The 22,658-nt window shown below is 68.6% G+C and carries 13 protein-coding genes; 11 read left to right on the forward strand and 2 right to left on the reverse strand.

Annotation, left to right across the window (positions count from 1 at the left end; translation table 11 throughout):
- Nucleotides 1–2: 2 nt before the first annotated feature.
- Complete coding sequence (locus tag ABZ818_RS29070) at nucleotides 3–1,532, reverse strand: UDP-N-acetylglucosamine 1-carboxyvinyltransferase (RefSeq protein ID WP_361420837.1); 1,530 nt, start codon at nucleotides 1,530–1,532, stop codon at nucleotides 3–5.
- Between the two features lie 549 nt (nucleotides 1,533–2,081).
- On the opposite strand from ABZ818_RS29070, the gene acnA reads away from it, so the two are divergent.
- The gene (gene acnA / locus ABZ818_RS29075) at nucleotides 2,082–4,799 is read left to right on the forward strand and encodes an aconitate hydratase AcnA (RefSeq protein ID WP_361420840.1); all 2,718 of its coding nucleotides are present in this window, start codon (nucleotides 2,082–2,084) and stop codon (nucleotides 4,797–4,799) included.
- 271 nt (nucleotides 4,800–5,070) lie between these two features.
- On the opposite strand, the gene ABZ818_RS29080 is transcribed toward acnA, so the two are convergent.
- Nucleotides 5,071–8,874, reverse strand: coding sequence for a GH92 family glycosyl hydrolase (locus ABZ818_RS29080; protein ID WP_361420843.1), 3,804 nt, complete (start codon nucleotides 8,872–8,874; stop codon nucleotides 5,071–5,073).
- A 462-nt stretch (nucleotides 8,875–9,336) separates the two neighbouring features.
- Here ABZ818_RS29080 and ngcE point away from each other — a divergent pair, with 462 nt between their 5' ends.
- The 10 genes from ngcE (at nucleotide 9,337) to ABZ818_RS29130 (ending at nucleotide 22,417) form a co-directional block, all read left to right on the forward strand.
- A complete protein-coding gene (gene ngcE, locus ABZ818_RS29085) occupies nucleotides 9,337–10,785 on the forward strand; it encodes an N-acetylglucosamine/diacetylchitobiose ABC transporter substrate-binding protein (protein WP_361420846.1) in 1,449 nt (482 codons plus the stop codon).
- 55 nt (nucleotides 10,786–10,840) lie between these two features.
- The gene (locus tag ABZ818_RS29090; protein ID WP_361420849.1) at nucleotides 10,841–11,767 is read left to right on the forward strand and encodes a sugar ABC transporter permease; all 927 of its coding nucleotides are present in this window, start codon (nucleotides 10,841–10,843) and stop codon (nucleotides 11,765–11,767) included.
- Between the two features lie 2 nt (nucleotides 11,768–11,769).
- Nucleotides 11,770–12,693, forward strand: coding sequence for a carbohydrate ABC transporter permease (locus ABZ818_RS29095; RefSeq protein ID WP_361420852.1), 924 nt, complete (start codon nucleotides 11,770–11,772; stop codon nucleotides 12,691–12,693).
- Nucleotides 12,694–12,934: 241 nt separating this feature from the next.
- Nucleotides 12,935–14,134 (forward strand): ROK family transcriptional regulator, encoded by a 1,200-nt coding sequence (locus tag ABZ818_RS29100; RefSeq protein ID WP_361420855.1) that lies wholly within the window; start codon nucleotides 12,935–12,937, stop codon nucleotides 14,132–14,134.
- Nucleotides 14,135–14,268: 134 nt separating this feature from the next.
- Nucleotides 14,269–15,369 (forward strand): substrate-binding domain-containing protein, encoded by a 1,101-nt coding sequence (locus ABZ818_RS29105; protein WP_361420858.1) that lies wholly within the window; start codon nucleotides 14,269–14,271, stop codon nucleotides 15,367–15,369.
- 208 nt (nucleotides 15,370–15,577) lie between these two features.
- Nucleotides 15,578–16,369: an ATP-binding cassette domain-containing protein gene (locus tag ABZ818_RS29110; RefSeq protein WP_141357328.1), complete on the forward strand. Its 792-nt coding sequence runs from the start codon at nucleotides 15,578–15,580 to the stop codon at nucleotides 16,367–16,369.
- The gene (locus ABZ818_RS29115; protein ID WP_361420862.1) at nucleotides 16,366–17,655 is read left to right on the forward strand and encodes a sugar ABC transporter permease; all 1,290 of its coding nucleotides are present in this window, start codon (nucleotides 16,366–16,368) and stop codon (nucleotides 17,653–17,655) included. Before ABZ818_RS29110 ends, ABZ818_RS29115 begins: the two co-directional genes overlap by 4 nt.
- A gap of 191 nt (nucleotides 17,656–17,846) precedes the next feature.
- Complete coding sequence (gene dxs / locus ABZ818_RS29120) at nucleotides 17,847–19,802, forward strand: 1-deoxy-D-xylulose-5-phosphate synthase (RefSeq protein WP_361420865.1); 1,956 nt, start codon at nucleotides 17,847–17,849, stop codon at nucleotides 19,800–19,802.
- Nucleotides 19,803–19,986: 184 nt separating this feature from the next.
- Nucleotides 19,987–21,498 carry an amino acid permease gene (locus ABZ818_RS29125; RefSeq protein ID WP_361420868.1) on the forward strand — a complete coding sequence of 504 codons (1,512 nt, stop codon included), beginning with the start codon at nucleotides 19,987–19,989 and terminating at the stop codon, nucleotides 21,496–21,498.
- Between the two features lie 190 nt (nucleotides 21,499–21,688).
- Complete coding sequence (locus tag ABZ818_RS29130) at nucleotides 21,689–22,417, forward strand: sulfite exporter TauE/SafE family protein (protein ID WP_361420871.1); 729 nt, start codon at nucleotides 21,689–21,691, stop codon at nucleotides 22,415–22,417.
- Nucleotides 22,418–22,658 lie beyond the last annotated feature (241 nt).

The following is a 22,658-nucleotide window of genomic DNA, read 5'->3' on the forward strand; positions in this document are numbered from 1 at the left end:
GGTCAGATGTCCCGGAAGGTCTCGATCTGCGCCCCGATCGAGTTCAGCCGCTCCGCGAGGTCCTCGTAGCCGCGGTTGATGACGTACACGTTGCGCAGCACCGACGTGCCCTCCGCGGCCATCATGGCCAGGAGGACGACCACGGCGGGCCGCAGGGCCGGCGGGCACATCATCTCGGCGGCGCGCCAGCGGGTGGGGCCCTCGACCAGGACCCGGTGGGGGTCGAGGAGTTGCAGGCGGCCGCCGAGGCGGTTGAGGTCGGTCAGGTAGATCGCGCGGTTGTCGTAGACCCAGTCGTGGATCAGCGTCTTGCCCTGCGCGGAGGCCGCGATCGCCGCGAAGAACGGGACGTTGTCGATGTTCAGGCCGGGGAACGGCATCGGGTGGATCTTGTCGATCGGCGCCTCCAGCTTGGAGGGCCGGACGGTGAGGTCCACCAGCCGGGTGCGGCCGTTGTCGGCGAAGTACTCGGGCGTGCGGTCGTGGTCGAGGCCCATCTCCTCCAGGACCGCCAGTTCGATCTCCAGGAACTCGATCGGCACCCGGCGCACCGTCAGCTCCGACTCGGTGACGACGGCGGCGGCCACCAGGCTCATCGCCTCCACCGGGTCCTCGGAGGGGGAGTAGTCGACGTCGACGTCGATGTTGGGCACGCCGTGCACGGTGAGCGTGGTGGTGCCGATGCCCTCGACCCTGACGCCGAGCGCCTCCAGGAAGAAGCACAGGTCCTGGACCATGTAGTTGGAGGAGGCGTTGCGGATGACGGTCACGCCGTTGTGGCGGGCCGCGGCCAGCAGCGCGTTCTCGGTCACGGTGTCGCCGCGCTCGGTCAGCACGATCGGGCGGTCCGGGCGGACATCGTGGTCCACCACGGCGTGGTACTGGCCCTCGGTCGCGGTGATGTCGAGACCGAACCGGCGCAGCGCGATCATGTGCGGCTCGATGGTCCGCGTGCCGAGGTCGCAACCACCCGCGTAGGGCAGCTTGAAGTGGTCCATCCAGTGCAGCAGCGGCCCGAGGAACATGATGATGGACCGCGTACGGCGGGCGGCCTCGGCGTCGATGGCGTCCAGGTCGAGGACGGCCGGCGGCACGATCTCCAGGTCGGTGCCCTCGTTGATCCAGCGGGTGCGTACGCCGATGGAGTTCAGCACCTCCAGCAGGCGGTACACCTCCTCGATCCTGGCCACCCGGCGCAGCACCGTGCGCCCCTTGTTGAGCAGTGAGGCACACAGCAGCGCCACGCACGCGTTCTTGCTCGTCTTCACGTCGATCGCGCCGGAGAGCCGGCGGCCGCCCACCACTCGCAGGTGCATGGGGCCGGCGTAGCCCAGCGAGACGATCTCGCTGTCCAGGGCTTCGCCGATGCGGGCGATCATCTCAAGGCTGATGTTCTGGTTGCCGCGCTCGACGCGATTGACGGCGCTCTGGCTGGTGCCGAGCGCCTCGGCCAGCTGTGCCTGCGTCCAGCCCCGGTGCTGCCGAGCGTCACGGATGAGCTTGCCGATGCGTACGAGGTAGTCGTCTGCCATGGGGTTGAGGTTATCTCAGATATGAGATGGCGCCTCCTGGGGGGTCCATTCGGGTGATGAGCCGTCAGTGAGGCCTGGGCCAAAGGGTTCGATGTCGCCCGAAAGGTCCAGGCGTTCCGGGCATTCTGGGCATTCCGGGTGCGTTCATCGATGTTCCGTGGCGGTGAGCGGCGGTTGCCGCGGTGTGCGGTGCGTGGCGTGCGGTGCGCGGTGCGTGGCGCGCAGTGCGGGGAGGGCGTTCGCGCCGTGTCGCCGCCTCGGTCGCGGAGGGTGCGACGCCCGCTTTGTGCGTCCAGGTGTCGATTCCTGCGGCCGGGTGGCGTACTCACTCTGGGGGGTCGGACGCCCGTCGGCCAGTCCGGCCCCGTCCGCGCATGACCATTCGGCCCCCATGTACTAGAGTTATCTCGACATCGAGATATCTGCCGGGGTGCACCACAGTCGCCACTCGGTAAGGCATACCTAACTTAGCCTTACCTTACTGGATCGGTCGAGATGCCGTGGCGGCAGGATCGTGGTGGTAGGCGCACATGAATGAAGGAGACTGCCGTGTCGGCGAACAGCTTCGACGCCCGCAGCACGCTGCACGTGGGCGACGAGTCGTACGAGATCTTCCGGCTTGACAAGGTCGAGGGCTCGGCCCGACTGCCTTACAGCCTGAAGGTGCTGCTGGAGAACCTGCTCCGCACCGAGGACGGCGCGAACATCACCGCCGACCACATCCGTGCCCTCGGCAGCTGGGACTCCCAGGCCAAGCCGTCGCAGGAGATCCAGTTCACGCCGGCCCGCGTGATCATGCAGGACTTCACCGGCGTGCCCTGTGTCGTGGACCTCGCCACCATGCGCGAGGCCGTCAAGGAGCTCGGCGGCGACCCGGCGAAGATCAACCCGCTGGCCCCGGCCGAGCTGGTCATCGACCACTCCGTCATCGCCGACAAGTTCGGCACCAACGACGCCTTCAAGCAGAACGTCGAGCTCGAGTACGGCCGCAACAAGGAGCGCTACCAGTTCCTGCGCTGGGGCCAGACCGCCTTCGACGAGTTCAAGGTCGTCCCGCCCGGCACCGGCATCGTCCACCAGGTCAACATCGAGCACCTGGCCCGTGTCGTCATGGTCCGTGAAGGCAAGGCGTACCCGGACACCCTCGTCGGCACCGACTCGCACACCACCATGGTCAACGGTCTCGGCGTCCTCGGCTGGGGCGTCGGCGGCATCGAGGCCGAGGCCGCCATGCTCGGCCAGCCGGTCTCCATGCTGATCCCGCGGGTCGTCGGCTTCAAGCTCACCGGCGAGCTGCCCACCGGCACCACCGCCACCGACCTGGTGCTGACCATCACCGAGATGCTGCGCAAGCACGGCGTGGTCGGCAAGTTCGTCGAGTTCTACGGCGAGGGCGTGGCCGCGACGAGCCTGGCCAACCGCGCCACCATCGGCAACATGTCGCCGGAGTTCGGCTCCACCGCCGCGATCTTCCCGATCGACGACGAGACCATCAACTACATGCGCCTGACCGGCCGCCCCGAGCAGCAGCTCGCGCTCGTCGAGGCGTACGCCAAGGAGCAGGGTCTCTGGCTGGACCCGAACGCCGAGCCGGACTACTCCGAGAAGCTCGAGCTGGACCTGTCCACCGTCGTGCCCTCCATCGCCGGCCCCAAGCGTCCGCAGGACCGCATCGTCCTGGCCAACGCCGCTGAGCAGTTCAAGCAGGACGTCCGCAACTACGTCGACAGCGTCGACGAGGCGGGCGTGGAGTCCTTCCCGGCCTCCGACGCCCCGGCCGTCCACCCCAACGGCACCCCGACCAACCCGGTCCAGGTCACCGCCCCCGACGGCACCACCTACGAGCTGGACCACGGCGCGGTCACCGTCGCGGCCATCACCTCCTGCACCAACACCTCCAACCCGTACGTCATGGTCGCCGCCGCGCTGGTGGCCAAGAAGGCGGTGGAGAAGGGCCTGACTCGCAAGCCGTGGGTCAAGACCACGCTGGCGCCGGGCTCCAAGGTCGTCATGGACTACTACGACAAGGCCGGCCTGACCCCGTACCTGGACAAGCTGGGCTTCAACCTCGTCGGCTACGGCTGCACCACCTGCATCGGCAACTCCGGCCCGCTGCCGGAGGAGGTCTCCAAGGCCGTCAACGAGCACGACCTGGCGGTCACCTCGGTCCTCTCCGGCAACCGCAACTTCGAGGGCCGGATCAATCCCGACGTCAAGATGAACTACCTGGCGTCCCCGCCGCTGGTCGTCGCCTACGCCATCGCCGGCTCCATGAAGGTGGACATCACCCGGGACGCCCTCGGTGTCGACCAGGACGGCAACCCGGTCCACCTGAAGGACATCTGGCCGAGCGAGGCCGAGGTCAACGACGTCGTGGCCAACGCCATCGGCGAGGACATGTTCTCCAAGTCCTACTCCGACGTGTTCGCCGGCGACGCCCAGTGGCAGTCGCTGCCGATCCCGACCGGCAACACCTTCGAGTGGGACACCGAGTCCACCTACGTCCGCAAGCCCCCGTACTTCGAGGGCATGACGATGGACCCGGCCCCGGTCGCGGACATCGCCGGCGCCCGGGTGCTCGCCAAGCTGGGCGATTCGGTCACCACCGACCACATCTCCCCGGCCGGTGCCATCAAGGCCGACACCCCGGCGGGCCAGTACCTCACCGAGCACGGCGTCGAGCGCCGCGACTTCAACAGCTACGGCTCCCGTCGCGGCAACCACGAGGTCATGATCCGCGGCACGTTCGCCAACATCCGCCTGCGCAACCAGATCGCGCCGGGCACGGAAGGCGGCTACACCCGCGACTTCACGCAGGGCGGCGCGCCGGTCTCCTTCATCTACGACGCCTCGCGCAACTACATCGAGCAGGGCATCCCGCTGGTCGTCCTGGCCGGCAAGGAGTACGGCTCCGGCTCGTCCCGCGACTGGGCCGCGAAGGGCACCGCCCTGCTCGGCGTCAAGGCCGTCATCGCCGAGTCCTACGAGCGCATCCACCGCTCGAACCTCATCGGCATGGGCGTCCTGCCGCTCCAGTTCCCGGAGGGCCAGACGGCCGAGTCCCTCGGCCTCACCGGCGAGGAGACCTTCTCCATCACCGGTGTCGCCGAGCTCAACGACGGCCGCACGCCGAGCACGATGAAGGTCACCACCGACAGCGGTGTCGAGTTCGACGCGGTCGTCCGCATCGACACCCCCGGTGAGGCGGACTACTACCGCAACGGCGGCATCATGCAGTACGTCCTGCGCAACCTGATCGGCAAGTAACGGATCCAGTAGGGCAGTTGGGCCGCATCCCCGGTAAAGGGGGTGCGGCCCTCGCTCTTTCGCACCAGACGTTTACAGCCGCCGCCGTCCGCGCTAGCTTCACTGGCAAGTGAGGTGGGAGCGCTCCCATGACGGCGGACCGGAACCTGTCGTCCGGGCCGCCCCACCTCACCCACTGCCACGGGCTGACCGGACCCCCGTTCCCCGGGACGGCACGAAGGGGCGGGCCCGGCGGGCCCGCCCCTTCCTCATGCCGGATGCCGTGGGTGCGTCAGGCCAGCAGTTCCACCTCCGCCAGCGTCGATGCGCCGTCCAGGACCAGGCGGTACTTCTGGTAGGTGCCCGGTGCGGCGATCGTGAAGGGGCGGGTCTGCTTGCCCCAGGCGAAGGACTCGCCCGAGCGCTGGTCCACCGTCTTCCAGGTCGTGCCGTCCGTGGACGCCTGGAGGGTCCAGCCGGCCGGGGCCTTGGTGCGGTCGGCGGACGAGGTCAGGGTGTACTGGACGGCCTTGACGGGGCCGGCCACCGGCAGGTCCACCGTCGTCACCGCGGCCTCCGTCGACGAGGTGTCGTCGAACAGCGCCCCGTCGCCCTTCAGCACGTCCGCCCGCGGGCTCGGCGCCTTGTCGCCGGTCGTGATCGACGTCGGCGCCGCGTCCTTGCCCGTGCCCCACGACGAGGGCCGCGGACCCATGTCGAACTGGAGGACACCGCCCTTGGCCAGCAGGGGGTGGGGCAGGCTCGTCGAGTTCCACGCCTTGCCGTTGAACCGCACGCCCTGCACGTACACGTTCTTCGCGCTGTTCTTCGGGGCCTGGATCACCAGATCGCGCCCGCCGTCCAGATGCACCGTCGCCCTGGTGAACAGCGGGGAGCCGATGGCGTATTCGCCGCTGCCCATGACCAGCGGGTAGAAGCCGAGCGAGGAGAACAGGTACCAGGCCGACTGCTCGCCGTTGTCCTCGTCGCCGTGGTATCCCTGGCCGATCTCGCTGCCGACGTACAGCCGGGAGAGCGCCTCACGGACGTTCGCCTGCGCCTTCCACGGCTGCCCCGCCGCGTCGTACATGTAGTTCACGTGGTGGGCGACCTGGTTGGAGTGGCCGTACTGGCCCATCCGCACGTCCCGCGCCTCGGTCATCTCGTGGATGACGCCGCCGTAGGACCCGACGAACTCCGGGGAGGCCGTCTCGGGAGTGGTGAAGTACGTGTCGAGCTTGTCCGCCAGGCCCTTTTGCCCGCCGTACAGGTTCGCCAGGCCCCGGCTGTCCTGCGGGGCGGTGAAGGCGTAGCCCCAGCCGTTGGTCTCCGTGTAGTCGTAGCCCCACACGCGCGGGTCGTACTTCGAGGCGTCGAGGCGCCAGTCGCCCCGGGCGTTGCGGCCCTGGAAGAAGCCGACCCGGGAGTCGAACAGGTTCACGTAGTCCTGGGCCCGGTTGAGGAAGTAGTCGGCCTCCTCCTTGTAGTGCTTCTCGCCCGTCTTCCTGTAGAGGGCCTCGCCCATCTTCGCGATGCCGTAGTCGTTGACGTAGCCCTCCATCGCCCAGGACAGGCCCTCACCGGTGGCCGTGCTGGTGTAGCCGAGGAAGGGCGAGGTGGCCATGCCCTTGCGGCCCACGCCCGAGGACGGCGGCACCACGGTGGCGTTCTTCAGGGCCGCGTCGTAGGCCGCCTTGGCGTCCATCGGCACGCCCTTGACGTACGCGTCCGCGAAGGCCACGTCCGAGGAGGTGCCGGTCATCAGGTCGGCGTAGCCGGGGGAGGACCAGCGGGAGGTCCAGCCGCCGTCCTTGTACTGCTGCACGAAGCCGTCGACCATCTCACCGGCCTGACCGGGTGTCAGCAGCGAGTACGCCGGCCAGGTGGTCCGGTAGGTGTCCCAGAAGCCGTTGTTGACGTACACCTTGCCGTCGACGATCTTCGCGCCGGTGTGGGTCGGCGTGTCCTGGCCGGGCATCGGCGAGAACGGGGAGGCGTACTGGTCCTTCCCGCCGACCTTCTCGAAGCCGGAGTTCGGGTACAGGTACAGCCGGTACATGCTGGAGTAGAGCGTGGTCAGCTGGTCGGGCGTGGCGCCCTGGACCTCGACCTTGCCGAGCAGCTCGTCCCAGGCCTGCTGGGCGGATGCCTTGACGGTGTCGAAGGAGGCGCCGTCCGGGACCTCCTGGCGCAGGTTGTCCTTCGCTTGGTCGACGCTGATGAGGGAGGTGGCGAGGCGCAGGGTGACCGTGCGGTCCTTGCCCGCGTCGAAGCGCAGGTGGCCCTTGACGCCGCTCGACGAGCCCTCCTTCACGGGCTTGTCGAACACGCCGTAGACGAACAGCCGGGTGGCGCCGGTGGACAGCCCGGACTTGACGTCCGAGTAGCCGGTGACGACACCGTGCTCCTTGTCCAGGGTCAGGCCCGCCTGCTCGGTGACGTTGTCGAACAGCACGCTCGCGTCGTCGCCCGGGTAGGTGAAGCGCAGGACGGCCGCGTGGTCGGTCGGCGCCATCTCCGCCTTGAGACCGTTCTCGAAGCGCACCCCGTAGTAGTACGGGCGCGCGGTCTCGTTCTCGTGCCGGAAGGCGAGCGCGCGGGCGGTGCGGCCGGTGGCCGGGGTGCCCGCGGCGGCGGACGGCATCACCTGGAAGGTCTGCCGGTCGCCCATCCAGGGGCTCGGCTCGTGGCTCGCGCTGAACGCCTGGATCGTCGGCAGGTTGTCGTCGTTGTTCGCGCGCGCGTACTCGTACAGCCAGCTCAGCGAGGACGCGTTGGTCACCGGCGTCCAGAAGTTGAAGCCGTGCGGCAGGGCGGTCGCGGGGAAGTTGTTGCCGCGCGAGAAGCTGCCGCTGGAGTTGGTGCCGCGGGTGGTCAGCGCGTAGTCCGACAGATGCGCCTTCGGCTTCTCCTGCGGCGTCTGCTTGATCACCACGTCGTCCAGCCAGCCGCGGAACTTCGCGGGGCCGGTGGGGGAGTCGTAGGCGAGGAGGACCCGGTCGATGGTCTTGCCCGCGGCGACCGAACCGATCCGGGAGGCCACGTTGTTCCACTGGTTGACGTACAGCGTCTTGGCCGCGCCCTGGCCCTGCGGGCTGAGGGTGAAGCCGTGCTGGTCGGTCGCCCCCAGCCGGCTCAGGTAGGTGCCGTCGGTGAAGGCGAGGTCGACGGCGACGTTGGTGGCGTCGTAGTCGCGGTCGCCGTCGGCCATCGACGGGTAGAGGCGGTACGACAGCTGCGTGTCGGGGAGCACCTTGACGTTGACGTCGAAGACCTTGTTGTACGAGTACGCCCGGCCCTTCGCGGTGTGCCGGCCCGCGTACCGCAGGGCCCGCTTGCCCGTGTAGCCGGCGCCGGACTTCGCGGTCGGGGAGCCGCTCGGGCCGCGGTCGACCAGCGAGAGCATGTCCTGCGGGACCGGCGCGTCGTCGCCGCCGGTGGAGAACAGCACATCGGCGAGCTGGAGTATGCCCGAGGCGCCGTTGTTCCTGGTGACGTCGAGCCGGAAGTGCTGGTACTCGGCCGGTTCGGCCAGGTCGAAGGTCCTGGTCTGGAACCGCTCGGAGAAGTTCTCCCCGGTGCGAGTGTCGAGGGCCTTCCAGTCCTTGCCGTCGGCGGAGCCCTTCAGGGTCCAGTCCTTGGGGTCGCGTCCGTCGAAGTCGTTGGCGGACGTGAGGGCGTAGCGGGTGATCTTCACCGGCTTGTCGAAGTCGAACTCGACCCATCCGGTGGGCTCGAACGTCAGCCACTTGGTGCCGGACTCCCCGTCGACGAGGTTCTCCTTCACCTCCCCGCCGCCCGCGTTCTCCCCGCTGGCCCGGACCTCGGTGATGTGGTCGTCCACATTGCCCGGGATGCCGGTGCTGTAGCCGCCGTCCACGCCCGCGGCGCGCTTGCCGCCGCCGGGGGCGGTGTCGACCGTGTTCAGCCAGTCCGGTGCCGGATCGCCGGCCTCGAACGAGGAGCTGAACTCCCGGTCGGCGGCCGGGGGCTTGCCGGGCAGGGCGACCGCGGCCCCCTGCGAGCCGGCTGCCGTGACGAAGGCGGCCGTGATGACGACCGCCGGACCCCATCTGTGCCGTACTCTGCGCTGCATGCGCGGCGTCCCTCCCTGGTTTCAGACAACGTTGTCAGCTCTTTACGCAAGGACCAGTAGGGAGCCAAGTGGCCAGTGATGTCAAGGGTGTTGGGTGTGGCATTCGGGCGCAAAGGCACGGATATCTCCGTCAACGGAAGCCCATGGACGCCTCATGTTTTGCGTGAGGTCTCAACTCGGAAAAGACCCGCGGTGAACCTTGCTCTCGATCTTGCTCCGTTGACGGGAAGTGGACTATACCTGTCGGCGTCCGTGCGACCGCGAGAACGGCCGGAAGCGGACCCGGGGGAGTCAGTCGGAAAGGGTGGTTCGACGTGTGAAACGCGTTCGCCTCCTTGTCTTCCGTCCGATCCCGGTAGATGACGCACGAAGCACTTCCTGCACGACCCAGCTTGACCCGACCGCGGTGCCGGGGAGGATCCGGTTCACCGCCTGAGTCCTGGAGAAGGCGAGGACTTGAGCATGGGATCCACTTCCGCCGAGAACCACGGAGGCGTCGGCCGCCGGGCTCTGATCAAGCGGTCCGCCGCACTCGGTCTCATCAGCGTTCCCGCGATGGGCTTCCTGTCCGCCTGCGCCAGTGGTGGTGGCGGTGGCGAACAGGACAAGGCCAAGACGGGCAAGAAGACCGAGAAGAACCCGCTCGGTGTCAACGACACCGCGCAGATGGAATTCGTCCTGTTCGACGGCGGCTTCGGCAAGGAGTACGCCCAGGACGCCGTGAAGCTCTACGAGCAGAACTTCCCCAAGGCGAAGACCAAGTTCTCCGCCATCCAGAAGATCCAGTCGACGCTCCAGCCGCGCTTCAACCAGGGCAACCCGCCGGACCTCATCGACAACTCCGGTGCGGAGCAGATGGACATGGGCGTCCTCGTGGGCAAGAACCAGCTCGCGGACCTCACTCCGCTGCTGGACGCGGCGTCCTACGACGACCCGAGCAAGAAGGTCCGCGACACGCTGCGCCCGGGCATCGTGGAGATGGGCCAGTTCGACGGCCAGCCGGTCTGGATCCTGTACTACGCCTACACGGTCTACGGCGTGTGGTACTCGCAGAAGGCCCTGGACTCGCTGGACGAGAAGTACCCGGAGACCTGGGACGAGATGCTCAAGGTCTGCGAGAAGGCCAAGAAGAAGGGCATGGCCGGCTGGACCTACGCCGGTAAGTACCCGTACTACCTCCCCTTCTCGCTCTACCCGATGATCGGGAAGGTCGGCGGCCGCGAGGTCCTGGACGCCATCGACAACCTCGAGCCCAACGCCTGGAAGCACCCGGCGGTCAAGGCGTGCTTCGAGGCCTACTACGAGCTCTACCGGAAGGGCTACGTCCTCAAGGGCACTCCGGGTCTGGACCACATCCAGTCGCAGACCGCCTGGGCCAAGGGCAAGGCGCTGTTCCTTCCGAACGGCTCCTGGGTGGAGAACGAGTCCGCCAACGTCATCCCGCAGGACTTCGACCTCGCCGTCTCCGCGCCCACCGGCATCGACAGCTCCGACAAGATGCCGTTCGGCACCATCTGGGCCTCCGGCGGCGAGCCGTTCATCGTCCCGGCCAAGGCCAAGAACGCCGAGGGCGGCATGGAGCAGCTGCGCATCATGCTCAGCGAGGCCTCCTCGAAGAACTTCACCGCCAAGGTGAAGTCGCTCACCGCGTACAACGGCGGTACGGACGGCATCGACCTCACCCCCGGACTGAAGTCCGGAGTCGCGGCACTGGACAAGGCCGGCTCCAACGTGGTGAACCCGCGGCTCCAGGACTGGTACGTGCAGCTCCAGAAGGAGAAGATCGGTGTGTCGGGCATCGGCGAGATGATGGCCGGCCGCCTCACCCCGGCCGAGGCCATCAAGAAGATCCAGGGCTTCGCCGACGAGGCCGCCAAGGACCAGTCGATCAAGCACTACAAGCACCAGTAGTCCTGAGGATCCGTCACCAGCGGTACCACCCGCCCAGAGATCGGGGTCGGCAGCAATGCAGCACGGCAAGTACCGGTTCATCGTGGGGTTCCTCGCGGTTCCCCTGGGGCTGTACGCGCTTTTCGTCGTCTGGCCGTTCATCCAGTCCATCTACTACTCGTTCACGGACTGGACCGGTCTGAGCCCCGATTTCCAGATGGTCGGCTTCGACAACTACCAGAGGATGCTCGACGACGACATCTTCTGGAAGTCGTTGCAGCACAGCCTGCTGTTCGCCCTGGTGCTACCGCTGGTGACGATCGGTCTGGCGCTGTTCTTCTCCTTCATGATCAATGTGGGCGGGCGGCGCCGCCGGGGCGGACCGGCGATCTCCGGCGTCCGAGGCTCCGCGTTCTACAAGATCGTCTACTTCTTCCCGCAGGTACTGTCCATCGCGATCGTGGCCATCCTGTTCGCCTTCGCGTACAACCCGGACAGCGGCGCGATCAACTCCCTGCTGCGCGGGATCGGGCTCGGCAGCGTGCAACCGCTGTGGCTGGGCGACCCGGGTCTCGCGCTGTGGTGCGTGATGGGGGTGCTGGTCTGGTCCACGGTCGGCTTCTTCGTGGTCCTGTTCTCGGCCGGTATGGCGTCCATCCCGGCGGACCTGTACGAGGCCGCGCTGCTGGACGGCGCCAGCCGGTTCGCCACCTTCTTCCGGATCACCCTGCCGCTGCTGTGGGACACCGTGCAGTCCGGCTGGGTGTACATGGGGATCCTCGCCCTCGGGGCGGAGTCGTTCGCGGTCGTACAGATCATGACGACCGGGCCGGGCGGCCCCGACTACTCGACCACCGTCATGGTCCTGTACGTGTACCAGAAGGCGTTCCGTGACGGTCAGGCCGCCTACGCCACCACGATCGGCGTCGCCCTGCTCATCGTCACGCTGGCCTTCGCCGCCGTCGTGATGCGGCTGGGCCGGCGCGAGCGGCTGGAGTTCTGACGATGAAAACGACCGAGTCCCCCGCCCCCGTTCCGGCCGAGTCCGGTGTCGGCCTCGCCACGGCCGGCGTACCGGCCGGAAAGCCGGGCGGACGGAAGAAGGACGGATCCGTCCTCAACGTCTTCTCGCACGGCGTTCTGATCATCTGGGCGATCATGGTGGTCATGCCGCTGGTCTGGGCGGTGATGACGTCCTTCAAGGACGACGGCTCCATCTTCGGCTCGCCCTGGTCGCTGCCCGACAAGCTGCACTTCGACAACTGGGCACGGGCCTGGACCGAAGCCAATATGAGCGAATACTTCCTCAACACCGTTCTGGTGGTGGGCGGTTCGCTCGTCGGTACCCTGGTGCTCGGTTCGATGGCGGCGTATGTGCTGGCCCGTTTCGACTTTCCGGGCAACCGCTTCATCTACTACCTCTTCATCGGCGGCATGAGTTTTCCGATCATGCTGGCCCTGGTCCCGCTGTTCTACGTCGTGAACAACATGGGACTGCTGAACACCATTCACGGCCTGATCCTGGTCTACATCGCCTATTCACTGCCGTTCACGGTGTTCTTCCTGACCGCCTTCTTCCGGACCCTGCCGAGTTCGGTGGCGGAGGCGGCCTTCGTGGACGGGGCCTCGCACACCCGGACGTTCTTCCAGATCATGCTGCCGATGGCCAAGCCCGGCCTGATCAGCGTGGGGATCTTCAACTTCCTGGGGCAGTGGAACCAGTACATGCTGCCGACGGTGCTCAACACCGACCCGGACAAGCACGTGCTCACCCAGGGCCTGGTGCAGCTGGCCGTGAGCCAGGGCTACAAGGGCGACTGGTCCGGTCTCTTCGCCGGGCTGGTGATGGCGATGCTGCCGGTGCTCGCCGCGTACATCATCTTCCAGCGCCAGGTGGTGCAGGGGCTCACGGCGGGCGCCCTGAAGTAGCTCTGGCGCCCCGCCGCCGCGCCGGCCCTGTACGCCGCTCTCGCCGCCCCCTCCGGGGCGTGCGGGGGCGGCGCACGCATGTCCGCACACGTGTGCGGGACAGGGCTCCATCAGCGTGTCCACGGACCCGGATGTCGTTCAACCTCTTGACGGGAGGGGACCCGAACAGCTCAGCTTAGAGTTCACTAGTTGGACATTGGACGGGGCCTCGCCGAAGCGGCCCCGCGCGCAGGAGGTCGTCGTGGAGACTCCAGGGTCGCAGTCGTCGCTGCACCGAGCCAACCTGGAGCGGGTCGTACGTGCCGTGCGCCTTGCCGGATCACTCACGCAGGCGGAGATCGCGCGGACCACGGGCCTGTCCGCGGCGACGGTCTCCAACATCGTGCGCGAACTCAAGGACGGCGGGACGGTCCAGGTCACGCCTACTTCCGCGGGTGGGCGCCGGGCCCGCAGCGTGTCCCTGAGCGGGGACGCCGGCATCGTGATCGGCGTCGACTTCGGGCACACGCACCTGCGGGTCGCCATAGGCAACCTCGCCCACCAGGTGCTGGCCGAGGAGTCCGAGCCGCTGGACGTGGACGCCTCCTCGGCGCAGGGCTTCGACCGGGCGGAAGAGCTGGTCAACCGCCTGATCGCGGCCACGGGCGTCGACCGTTCCAAGATCGCCGGCGTGGGTGTCGGCGTACCCGGCCCGATCGACGTCGAGTCCGGCACGCTGGGCTCCACGGCCATCCTGCCGGGCTGGACGGGCGTCAAGCCCGCCGAGGAGCTGCGGGGGCGCCTCGGCGTGCCGGTGCACGTGGACAACGACGCCAACCTGGGCGCTCTGGGCGAGCTGGTCTGGGGCAGCGGCCGGGGCGTGCGCGACCTGGCCTACATCAAGATCGCCAGCGGGGTCGGCGCGGGCCTCGTGATCAGCGGCAGGATCTACCGCGGCCCCGGCGGCACGGCGGGTGAGATCGGGCACATCACGCTCGACGAGTCCGGCCCGGTCTGCCGCTGCGGGAACCGGGGCTGCCTGGAGACCTTCACCGCCGCCGGGTACGTGCTCCCGCTGCTCCGGCCCAGTCACGGCACCGACCTGACCATGGAGGGCGTCGTACGGCTGGCACGGGACGGCGATCCGGGCTGCCGTCGGGTGATCGCCGACGTCGGCCGCCACATCGGCAGCGGGGTCGCCAATCTCTGCAACCTGCTCAACCCCAGCCGGGTGGTGCTCGGCGGGGACCTCGCCGAGGCCGGTGAGCTGGTGCTGGGCCCGATCCGGGAGTCGGTGGGACGGTACGCCATCCCCAGTGCGGCGCGCCAACTCACGGTGCTTCCCGGGGCACTCGGGGGCCGCGCCGAAGTCCTCGGGGCGCTCGCCCTGGCGTTGAGCGAGATGGGCGATTCGACACTTTTGGACGGCACGCTGCACGCGGCCACGCCTGCCTTCACTTAGAGAACGGATGGCACCGTTGCCATCTCGTTAAGGATTTACTTCTTGACGTCGCACGCGCGGCCGAGTTGACTTCCAGCCACCTCGGCCGCAACGACGCGGCCTCGTCAGGGAGGTTTGAAGAAGTGAACACGCGTATGCGTCGTGCGGCTTTCGCCGTTGCTGCTGGTGCCATGGCCGTCTCGCTCGCCGCCTGTGGCAGCGCCAAGGAGTCCGGCGGCGACTCCTCCAAGTCGGCCGGCAGCGAGAAGAAGGGCGACGCCATCAAGGTCGGCCTGCTGCTGCCGGAGAACCAGACCGCTCGTTACGAGAAGTTCGACCGCCCGCTGATCGAGAAGAAGGTCGCGGAGCTGACCGGCAACAAGGGCAAGGTCGTCTACGCCAACGCCAAGCAGGACGCCACCCTGCAGAGCCAGCAGGTCGAGACGATGATCACCAACAAGGTGGACGTGCTGATCGTCGACGCCGTGGACGCCGCCGCCATCAAGAACTCGGTGCAGAAGGCCAAGGACGCCGGCATCCCGGTCGTCGCCTACGACCGCCTGGCCCAGGGCCCGATCGACGCCTACACCTCGTTCGACAACGTGACCGTCGGCAAGACCCAGGGCGAGGCGCTGCTCAAGGCGCTGGGCGCCAAGGCCAAGTCCGGCAAGATCGTCATGATGAACGGTTCCTCCACCGACCCGAACGCCAAGCAGTTCAAGGACGGCGCCCACTCGGTCCTCGACGGCAAGGTGAACATCGGCAAGGAGTACGACACCAAGGAGTGGAAGCCGGAGAACGCCAACTCCAACATGGAGGGCGCCATTTCCTCCATCGGCAAGAAGAACATCGTCGGCGTCTACTCCGCCAACGACGGCATGGCCGGCGGCATCATCACCGCCCTGAAGGCCGCCGGCATCTCCGTCCCGGTCACCGGCCAGGACGCCGAACTCGCGGGTGTGCAGCGCATCGTCTCCGGTGAGCAGTACATGAGCGTCTACAAGCCGTACGCCCCCGAGGCCGACGCCGCAGCCGAGATGGCTGTCGCCCTGGCCCAGGGCAAGTCGCTGGACTCGATCGCCAAGGACAAGGTCGACAGCCCCACCACCCAGGGCGTCCCGTCGGTCCTGGTCGCGGTCACCTCGCTGACCAAGGACAACATCCAGGACACCGTCGTCAAGGACGGCGTCTACACCGTCCCCGAGATCTGCACCGCCCAGTACAAGGCGGCCTGCGACAAGATCGGTCTGAAGTAACCGGACCGGTCCACCGCAAAGCGACACATGCGCCTCCATCGCCAGGGGAGTCCGGGGAGTTCACCCCCGGATCCCCCTGACGGGACGCGCCCCAAGGCTCCGTCCGGCGCCCCGCGTATCCAAAGCCCCGCAAGCTCGTGCGGGGCGCCGGACGGAACAACCCCCCAAACTTCTGCACAACCTCCCGCCGGGTCAGGCGGCGAAGGAGATGGTTCACTTGTCCGCTACGCCCGTGCTGGCGTTGCGCGGGGTCTCCAAGCGGTTCGGTGCCGTCCAGGCGCTCACCGACGTAGAGCTTGAGGTCCACGCCGGTGAGGTGGTCGCCCTGGTGGGCGACAACGGCGCCGGAAAGTCCACGCTGGTCAAGACGATCGCCGGCGTGCACCCCATCGATGAGGGCCGCATCGAGTGGGACGGCCGCGCGGTCCAGATCAACAAGCCGCACGACGCCCAGAACCTCGGCATCGCGACGGTGTATCAGGACCTCGCGCTGTGCGACAACATCGACGTGGTCGGCAACCTCTACCTGGGCCGGGAGATCCGCCGCCGCGGCGTCCTGGACGAGGTCGAGATGGAGCGCCGCTCCCGCGAACTGCTGGACACGCTGTCGATCCGCATCCCCAGCGTCCGCATCCCGATCGCCTCGCTCTCCGGTGGCCAGCGCCAGGTCGTGGCCATCGCCCGTTCCATGCTCGGCGAGCCCAAGCTGGTCATCCTCGACGAGCCCACCGCCGCCCTCGGCGTGGAGCAGACCGCACAGGTCCTCGACCTGGTCGAGCGGCTGCGTGAGCGCGGTCACGCGGTGATCCTCATCAGCCACAACATGGCCGACGTCAAAGCGGTCGCGGACAAGGTGGCCGTGCTGCGCCTGGGCCGCAACAACGGTGTCTTCGAGGTCAAGTCGACCTCCCAGGAAGAGATCATCTCCGCCATCACCGGCGCCACGGACAACGCCGTCACCCGCCGTGCGGCGCGCACCAATGGGGAGATCAAGAAGTGAGCATCGACAAGACCTCCACGCCCCCCGAGAGCAGCGCGCTGGAGAACACCGAGGCGGCGGCCGGCGCGGCGACCGTCGTGGACCCCCGGCTGCTGGTGCGCGAACAGGGTTTCGCGGGCTATGTCACCGAGTTCAAGCGCAAGATGAAGGCCGGTGACCTGGGCTCCGTCCCGGTCGTCATCGGTCTGCTGGTCATCTGGATCATCTTCCAGAGCCTGAACTCCAACTTCCTGACCGCGGGCAACCTCTCCGACATCTCCGTCGCCATGGTCGGCACGGGCATGATCGCCGTCGGCATCGTGTTCGTCCTGCTGCTGGGCGAGATCGACCTGTCGGTCGGCTCGGTCTCCGGTGTCGCGGGCGCCACCTTCGCGGTGCTGAACATCACTCACGGGATGAACGAGCTGCTGGCCCTGGTGCTGGCCATCCTCACCGGTACCGTGGCCGGCGCCCTGCACGGCTTCTTCTTCGCGCGCATCGGCGTCCCCGCCTTCGCCGTGACGCTGGCCGGTCTGCTGTTCTGGCAGGGCTTCATGCTCCAGATCCTCGGCAGCAACGGCACCATCAACCTCGACGACGGCATCGTCACCAAGCTCACCAGCTACTACTTCTCCGATGTCGCCGCCGCCTACGGGCTCGCCGTCGTGGCCGTCGGCGGGTACTTCCTGACCGCGTACCTGGGCAACCGCCGCCGCGAGGCCGCCGGGATCCCGTCCCGGCCGCTCAGCGACCTCGTGGTGCGCACCGTGCTGCTGGCCGTCGTCTCCTTCGCCGTGGCGGTCATGTACAACCAGTACAAGGGCCTGCCCCTCGCCGTGGTGATCTTCCTCGCCGTGCTGGTGCTCACCGACTTCGTGCTCCGCCGCACCGCATACGGCCGCAAGGTCTTCGCGCTCGGCGGCAGCGTCGAGGCCTCCCGCCGGGCCGGCATCAACGTGGAACTGGTCCGGATCTCGGTCTTCGCGATCGCCGGCACCTTCGCCGCGATCGGCGGTCTCTTCGTCGCCTCGAAGATCGCCTCCGCCAACCAGGGCGCGGGCACCGGCGAGTTCCTGATGAACGTCATCGCCGCGGCAGTGATCGGCGGCACGTCCCTCTTCGGCGGCCGCGGCCGCACCTGGAACGCGCTCCTCGGTGTGCTGGTCATCGTCTCGATCCAGTACGGCCTCGCCCTGGAGGGCATCGCGTCCCCGGTCCAGTACATGATCACCGGTGGCGTGCTGCTGGCGACGGTCGTCATCGACGCCGTGACCCGCAAGACGCAGAAGTCGGCGGGGCGCGCGTAAGCCTCGTCCGATCCAGGACTGTGCCCGGCACCCATGGCGGTGCTGGGCACAGTCGTGTCACGGCGGACGCGACACCGGTACCGCCGTTCGCGTGACGTACGACCCCCGGCCCGGACACCGGGCGCCCGGGCGGAACATTAGACTCGACGAGCCCGGCAACAGCTCGATCAGCTCTACGCAAGGAGGCACGGGTGCCGCTGCTGACCCGCATCAGGGGACCGCGCGATCTGGACCGGCTCAGCCTGGAGGAGCTGGACCAGCTGGCGCAGGAGATCCGGACCTTCCTCGTCACCGAGGTCTCCAAGACCGGCGGCCACCTCGGCCCCAACCTGGGTGTGGTGGAGCTGACCATCGCCCTGCACCGGGTGTTCCACTCGCCGAAGGACAAGGTGCTGTGGGACACCGGCCACCAGTCCTACGTGCACAAGCTGCTCACCGGCCGCCAGGACTTCTCCAAGCTGAAGATGAAGGGCGGCCTGTCGGGCTACCCCTCGCAGGCCGAGTCCGAGCACGACATCATCGAGAACAGCCACGCCTCCACCGTGCTGGGCTGGGCCGACGGCATCGCCAAGGCCAACCAGCTGCTCGAGCGGGACAGCCACGTCGCCGCGGTCATCGGTGACGGCGCGCTGACCGGCGGCATGGCCTGGGAGGCGCTGAACAACATCGCCGACGCCAAGGACCGCCCGCTCGTCATCGTCGTCAACGACAACGAGCGCTCCTACGCGCCCACCATCGGCGGCCTCGCCAACCACCTGGCGACCCTGCGCACCACCGACGGCTACGAACGCTTCCTGGCCCGCACCCGGGAGGTGCTGGAGCGCACCCCGGTCGTCGGCCGGCCGCTGTACGAGACCCTGCACGGCGCCAAGAAGGGCCTGAAGGACTTCATCGCCCCGCAGGGCATGTTCGAGGACCTGGGCCTGAAGTACGTCGGCCCCATCGACGGCCACGACATCGAGGCCCTGGAGTCGGCGCTGGCCCGCGCCAAGCGGTTCGGCGGTCCCGTCATCGTGCACTGCCTCACCGAGAAGGGCCGCGGCTACCAGCCCGCCCTCCAGGACGAGGCCGACCGCTTCCACGCCGTCGGCAAGATCCACCCCGACACCGGACTGCCGATCTCGACCTCCGGCGCCGACTGGACCTCCGTGTTCGGCGACGAGATGGTCAGGCTCGGCAAGGAGCGGCGGGACATCGTCGCCATCACCGCGGCCATGCTCCAGCCGGTCGGTCTGGACAAGTTCGCCAAGGCCTTCCCCGACCGGGTCTACGACGTCGGCATCGCCGAGCAGCACGGCGCCGTCTCCGCGGCCGGTCTCGCCCACGCCGGCGTGCACCCCGTCTTCGCCGTCTACGCGACCTTCCTCAACCGCGCCTTCGACCAGGTCCTGATGGACGTGGCCCTGCACAAGTGCGGGGTCACCTTCGTCCTGGACCGGGCCGGTGTCACCGGCACCGACGGCGCCTCCCACAACGGCATGTGGGACATGTCGATCCTCCAGGTCGTCCCGGGTCTGCGGCTGGCCGCCCCGCGCGACGCGGACCAGGTCCGCGCCCAGCTGCGCGAGGCGGTCGAGGTCGACGACGCCCCGACCGTGGTCCGCTTCTCCAAGGGCGCCGTCGGTCCCGCCGTACCCGCGGTGGGCCGCGTCGGCGGCATGGACGTACTGCGCGAGCCCGGCACCGACACCCCGGACGTCCTCCTCGTCTCCGTCGGCGCCCTCGCCCCGATGTGCCTGGAGGTGGCCACGCTCCTCGACAAGCAGGGCATCACCACCACCGTCGTCGACCCGCGCTGGGTCAAGCCCGTCGACGAGGCCATGGCGCCGCTCGCCGCACGGCACCGCGTGGTCGTCACCGTCGAGGACAACTCCCGTGTCGGCGGTGTCGGCTCGGCGGTCTCCCAGGCCCTGCGGGACGCGGGCGTGGACGTGCCGCTGCGCGACTTCGGCATCCCGCCGCGCTTCCTCGACCACGCCTCCCGCGCCGAGGTGCTGGCGGAGATCGGGCTGACCGCGCCGGACATCGCCCGCCAGGTCACGGGTCTGGTCTCCAAGCTGGACGGCCGGTTCGAGCGGCCGGAGGCGGAGGTCGACGCCGAGATCGAGGCGGAGGTCGACGCGGCGGTGCAGCCCGCGCGCGACTGAGCCGCCGGACCGCGCGGACGACGGCACGGGCCGGTCGTGCCCCCTCTTACGGGTGGCGCAACCGGCCCGTCTGCGTGAACCTGCGAATGCCGGGGCATACGCATCCCCAGCTCTCTCGATCATGTCGAGCCGGTTCGAGCCGGTTCGAGCCGGGTCGAGGACGACAAGCAGGGGAGGTCACGCCGTGAGCAGCACGCTCTTCAGGACGAAGAACGTCGAGCAGTCGATCCAGGACACCGAGGAACCCGAGCACGCGCTCAGAAAATCCCTGTCCGCCCTCGATCTGACCGTGTTCGGCGTCGGCGTCATCATCGGTACCGGCATCTTCGTCCTCACCGGCACGGCGGCCAGGAACACCGCCGGCCCCGCGGTCTCCCTGTCCTTCGTCGTGGCCGGGGTGGTCTGCGCGCTCGCCGCGCTCTGCTACGCGGAGTTCGCGTCCACGGTCCCGGTGGCCGGCTCCGCCTACACCTTCTCCTACGCCTCGCTCGGCGAGTTCCCCGCCTGGATCATCGGCTGGGACCTGGTGCTGGAACTCGCGCTCGGCACCGCGGTGGTCGCCGTCGGATGGTCCGGCTACATCCACTCGCTGCTCGACAACGCCGGCTGGCACCTGCCCGAATATCTCAGCGGCCGTGATGCCGCGACCGGCTTCGGCTTCGACATCCTCGCCGCCCTCCTGGTCCTGGTCCTCACCGTCATCCTCGTGCTCGGCATGAAGCTCTCCGCGCGGGTCACCTCGATCGTCGTCGCCATCAAGGTGGCCGTGGTGCTCGTCGTGATCATCGCGGGCGCCTTCTTCATCAAGGGCGGCAACTACGACCCGTTCATCCCGAAGGCGCAGCCGGTGCCCGCGGGCGGCACCCTCAAGGCACCCCTCATCCAGCTGATGTTCGGCTGGGCGCCCTCGAACTTCGGCGTGATGGGCATCTTCACCGCCGCGTCCGTCGTCTTCTTCGCCTTCATCGGCTTCGACGTCGTGGCCACCGCGGCCGAGGAGACCCGCAACCCGCAGCGCGACGTGCCGCGCGGCATCCTCGGCTCGCTGATCATCTGCACCGTGCTGTACGTCGCCGTGTCGATCGTCGTCACCGGTATGCAGAAGTACAGTGCGCTGTCCGTGGACGCGCCGCTCGCCGACGCGTTCAAATCCACCGGACATCCCTGGTACGCGGGCCTCATCAGCTTCGGCGCGGCCATCGGCCTGACCACGGTGTGCATGATCCTGCTCCTGGGCCAGGCCCGGGTCTTCTTCGCGATGAGCCGGGACGGGCTGCTGCCCCGGTTCTTCTCGCACACCCACCCGCGGTTCCGCACCCCGTACCGGCCGACCATCCTGCTCGGCGTGATCATCGCGATCGTCGCCGGCTTCACCAGCCTGAGCGAACTGGCCGAACTCGTGAACATCGGCACGCTGTTCGCGTTCGTCGTGGTCGCGATCAGCGTGATCATCCTGCGCAACACCCGCCCCGACCTGCCCCGCGCCTTCCGCACCCCCTGGGTCCCGGTGATCCCGATCCTCTCCGTCTGCGCCTCCCTCTGGCTGATGCTCAACCTCCCCGCCGAGACCTGGCTCCGCTTCGCCATCTGGATGGTCATCGGCTTCGTCGTGTACTTCCTCTACGGCCGCACCCACAGCAGGCTCGGCGAGCGCCAGGCGCAGGAGCGCCCGGCGGGCGGCGGAGGTGCCTCCTAGCGTTTGGGAGGACCGCTCGCGGCGGTGGCCGACGGGCGCCCGGGTTGACGTCGTCATCGGGGAGATGAGGACGGCGCCGGGCCGTTCGGCGCGCACCCCCCGAGCGGTCGGCGCGCTCCTGCTCGGTAGGGTTCGGGCAGGTACGGGGACGGACGGGCCACCCCGGCGGCAGCGGCCGGAGGGGGAGTGGGTGACGACGACCCTGATCGCCGAGGTGGCGCTGGTCACCGCGCTGGCGTCGTTCGCGCAGGCGCTGAGCGGCTTCGGGTTCGCGCTGGTGGCGGTGCCGCTGCTGACCCTGCTGACCAGCCCTCAGAACGCCATCGTCGTGGTCACCGCGCTGGGCGGGGTGCTCTCGCTGGCGGTCTGCGTCCATCAGAGGGAGCACGTCAGTGTGCGCACCGCGGGCCTGGTGAGCGGGGCGGGACTGGTGGGCATGCCGCTCGGGCTGCTCGCGGTGACGGCGCTCGGCGCCCGCTCGCTGTCGGCCCTCATCGCCTGTGTGGTGCTGGTGTTCGCCGTCCTGATCGGCCGCGGCCTGACCTTCCGGCGTGGTACGGGCCCCACGATCGCCTCGGGTTTCGCCAGCGGGGCGCTGCTGACCGCGACCGGTATGAACGGGCCGCCGCTGGTCGCCACCTTCCAGGCCATGGGCCTGGCGCCCCGCGAGTTCCGGGCGACCCTCCAGGCCACGTTCTGCGTCCAGGACGCCCTGGCCCTCGCCGGATTCCTCGCCGTCGGCCGGCTGACCACGGACAGCCTCCTGCTGACCGGCGCGGGTCTCCCCGGCTTGCTGGTGGGCTGGTGGCTGGGAGACCGCCTCTTCGCCCGCACGGATCCCACCCGCTTCAAGCGGATAGTCCTGGGCGTCCTGGTAGCCAGCGCCTGCGTAGCGCTGTACCAGGCCACGTCGAACTGACGGGGTCCGGCCGGCTGCGGGCTTTCAGACCTGCCCGGGCGGCGGAGGCGTCCCGGTTGCCGAAGAGGGAGCCGGAGCCGGACTCGGGACAGGGTCCCGGGCCGGACCTGAAGGAACTGGGCCCCGGGCCCTGGGCCAAGGCGAATTCGGAGCCGCAGCCAGAGCAGGACTCGGACTCGGAACCGGACCCTTGACCGGAGGCATCCTGGCCGCCGGAGCGGGAGCAGGCCAGGAACCGGGC

Source organism: Streptomyces sp. NPDC047453, assembly GCF_040643155.1.
Taxonomy (GTDB): domain Bacteria; phylum Actinomycetota; class Actinomycetes; order Streptomycetales; family Streptomycetaceae; genus Streptomyces.

Bases quoted from the DNA above. Each gene is read 5' to 3' on its own strand.
- ABZ818_RS29095 (WP_361420852.1), top strand. From the start codon at position 11,770: ATGAAAACGACCGAGTCCCCCGCCCCCGTTCCGGCCGAGTCCGGTGTC.
- ABZ818_RS29090 (WP_361420849.1), top strand. From the start codon at position 10,841: ATGCAGCACGGCAAGTACCGGTTCATCGTGGGGTTCCTCGCGGTTCCC.
- ABZ818_RS29080 (WP_361420843.1), bottom strand. From the start codon at position 8,874: ATGCAGCGCAGAGTACGGCACAGATGGGGTCCGGCGGTCGTCATCACG.
- ngcE (WP_361420846.1), top strand. From the start codon at position 9,337: ATGGGATCCACTTCCGCCGAGAACCACGGAGGCGTCGGCCGCCGGGCT.
- ABZ818_RS29070 (WP_361420837.1), bottom strand. From the start codon at position 1,532: ATGGCAGACGACTACCTCGTACGCATCGGCAAGCTCATCCGTGACGCT.
- ABZ818_RS29110 (WP_141357328.1), top strand. From the start codon at position 15,578: ATGGTTCACTTGTCCGCTACGCCCGTGCTGGCGTTGCGCGGGGTCTCC.
- ABZ818_RS29105 (WP_361420858.1), top strand. From the start codon at position 14,269: ATGCGTCGTGCGGCTTTCGCCGTTGCTGCTGGTGCCATGGCCGTCTCG.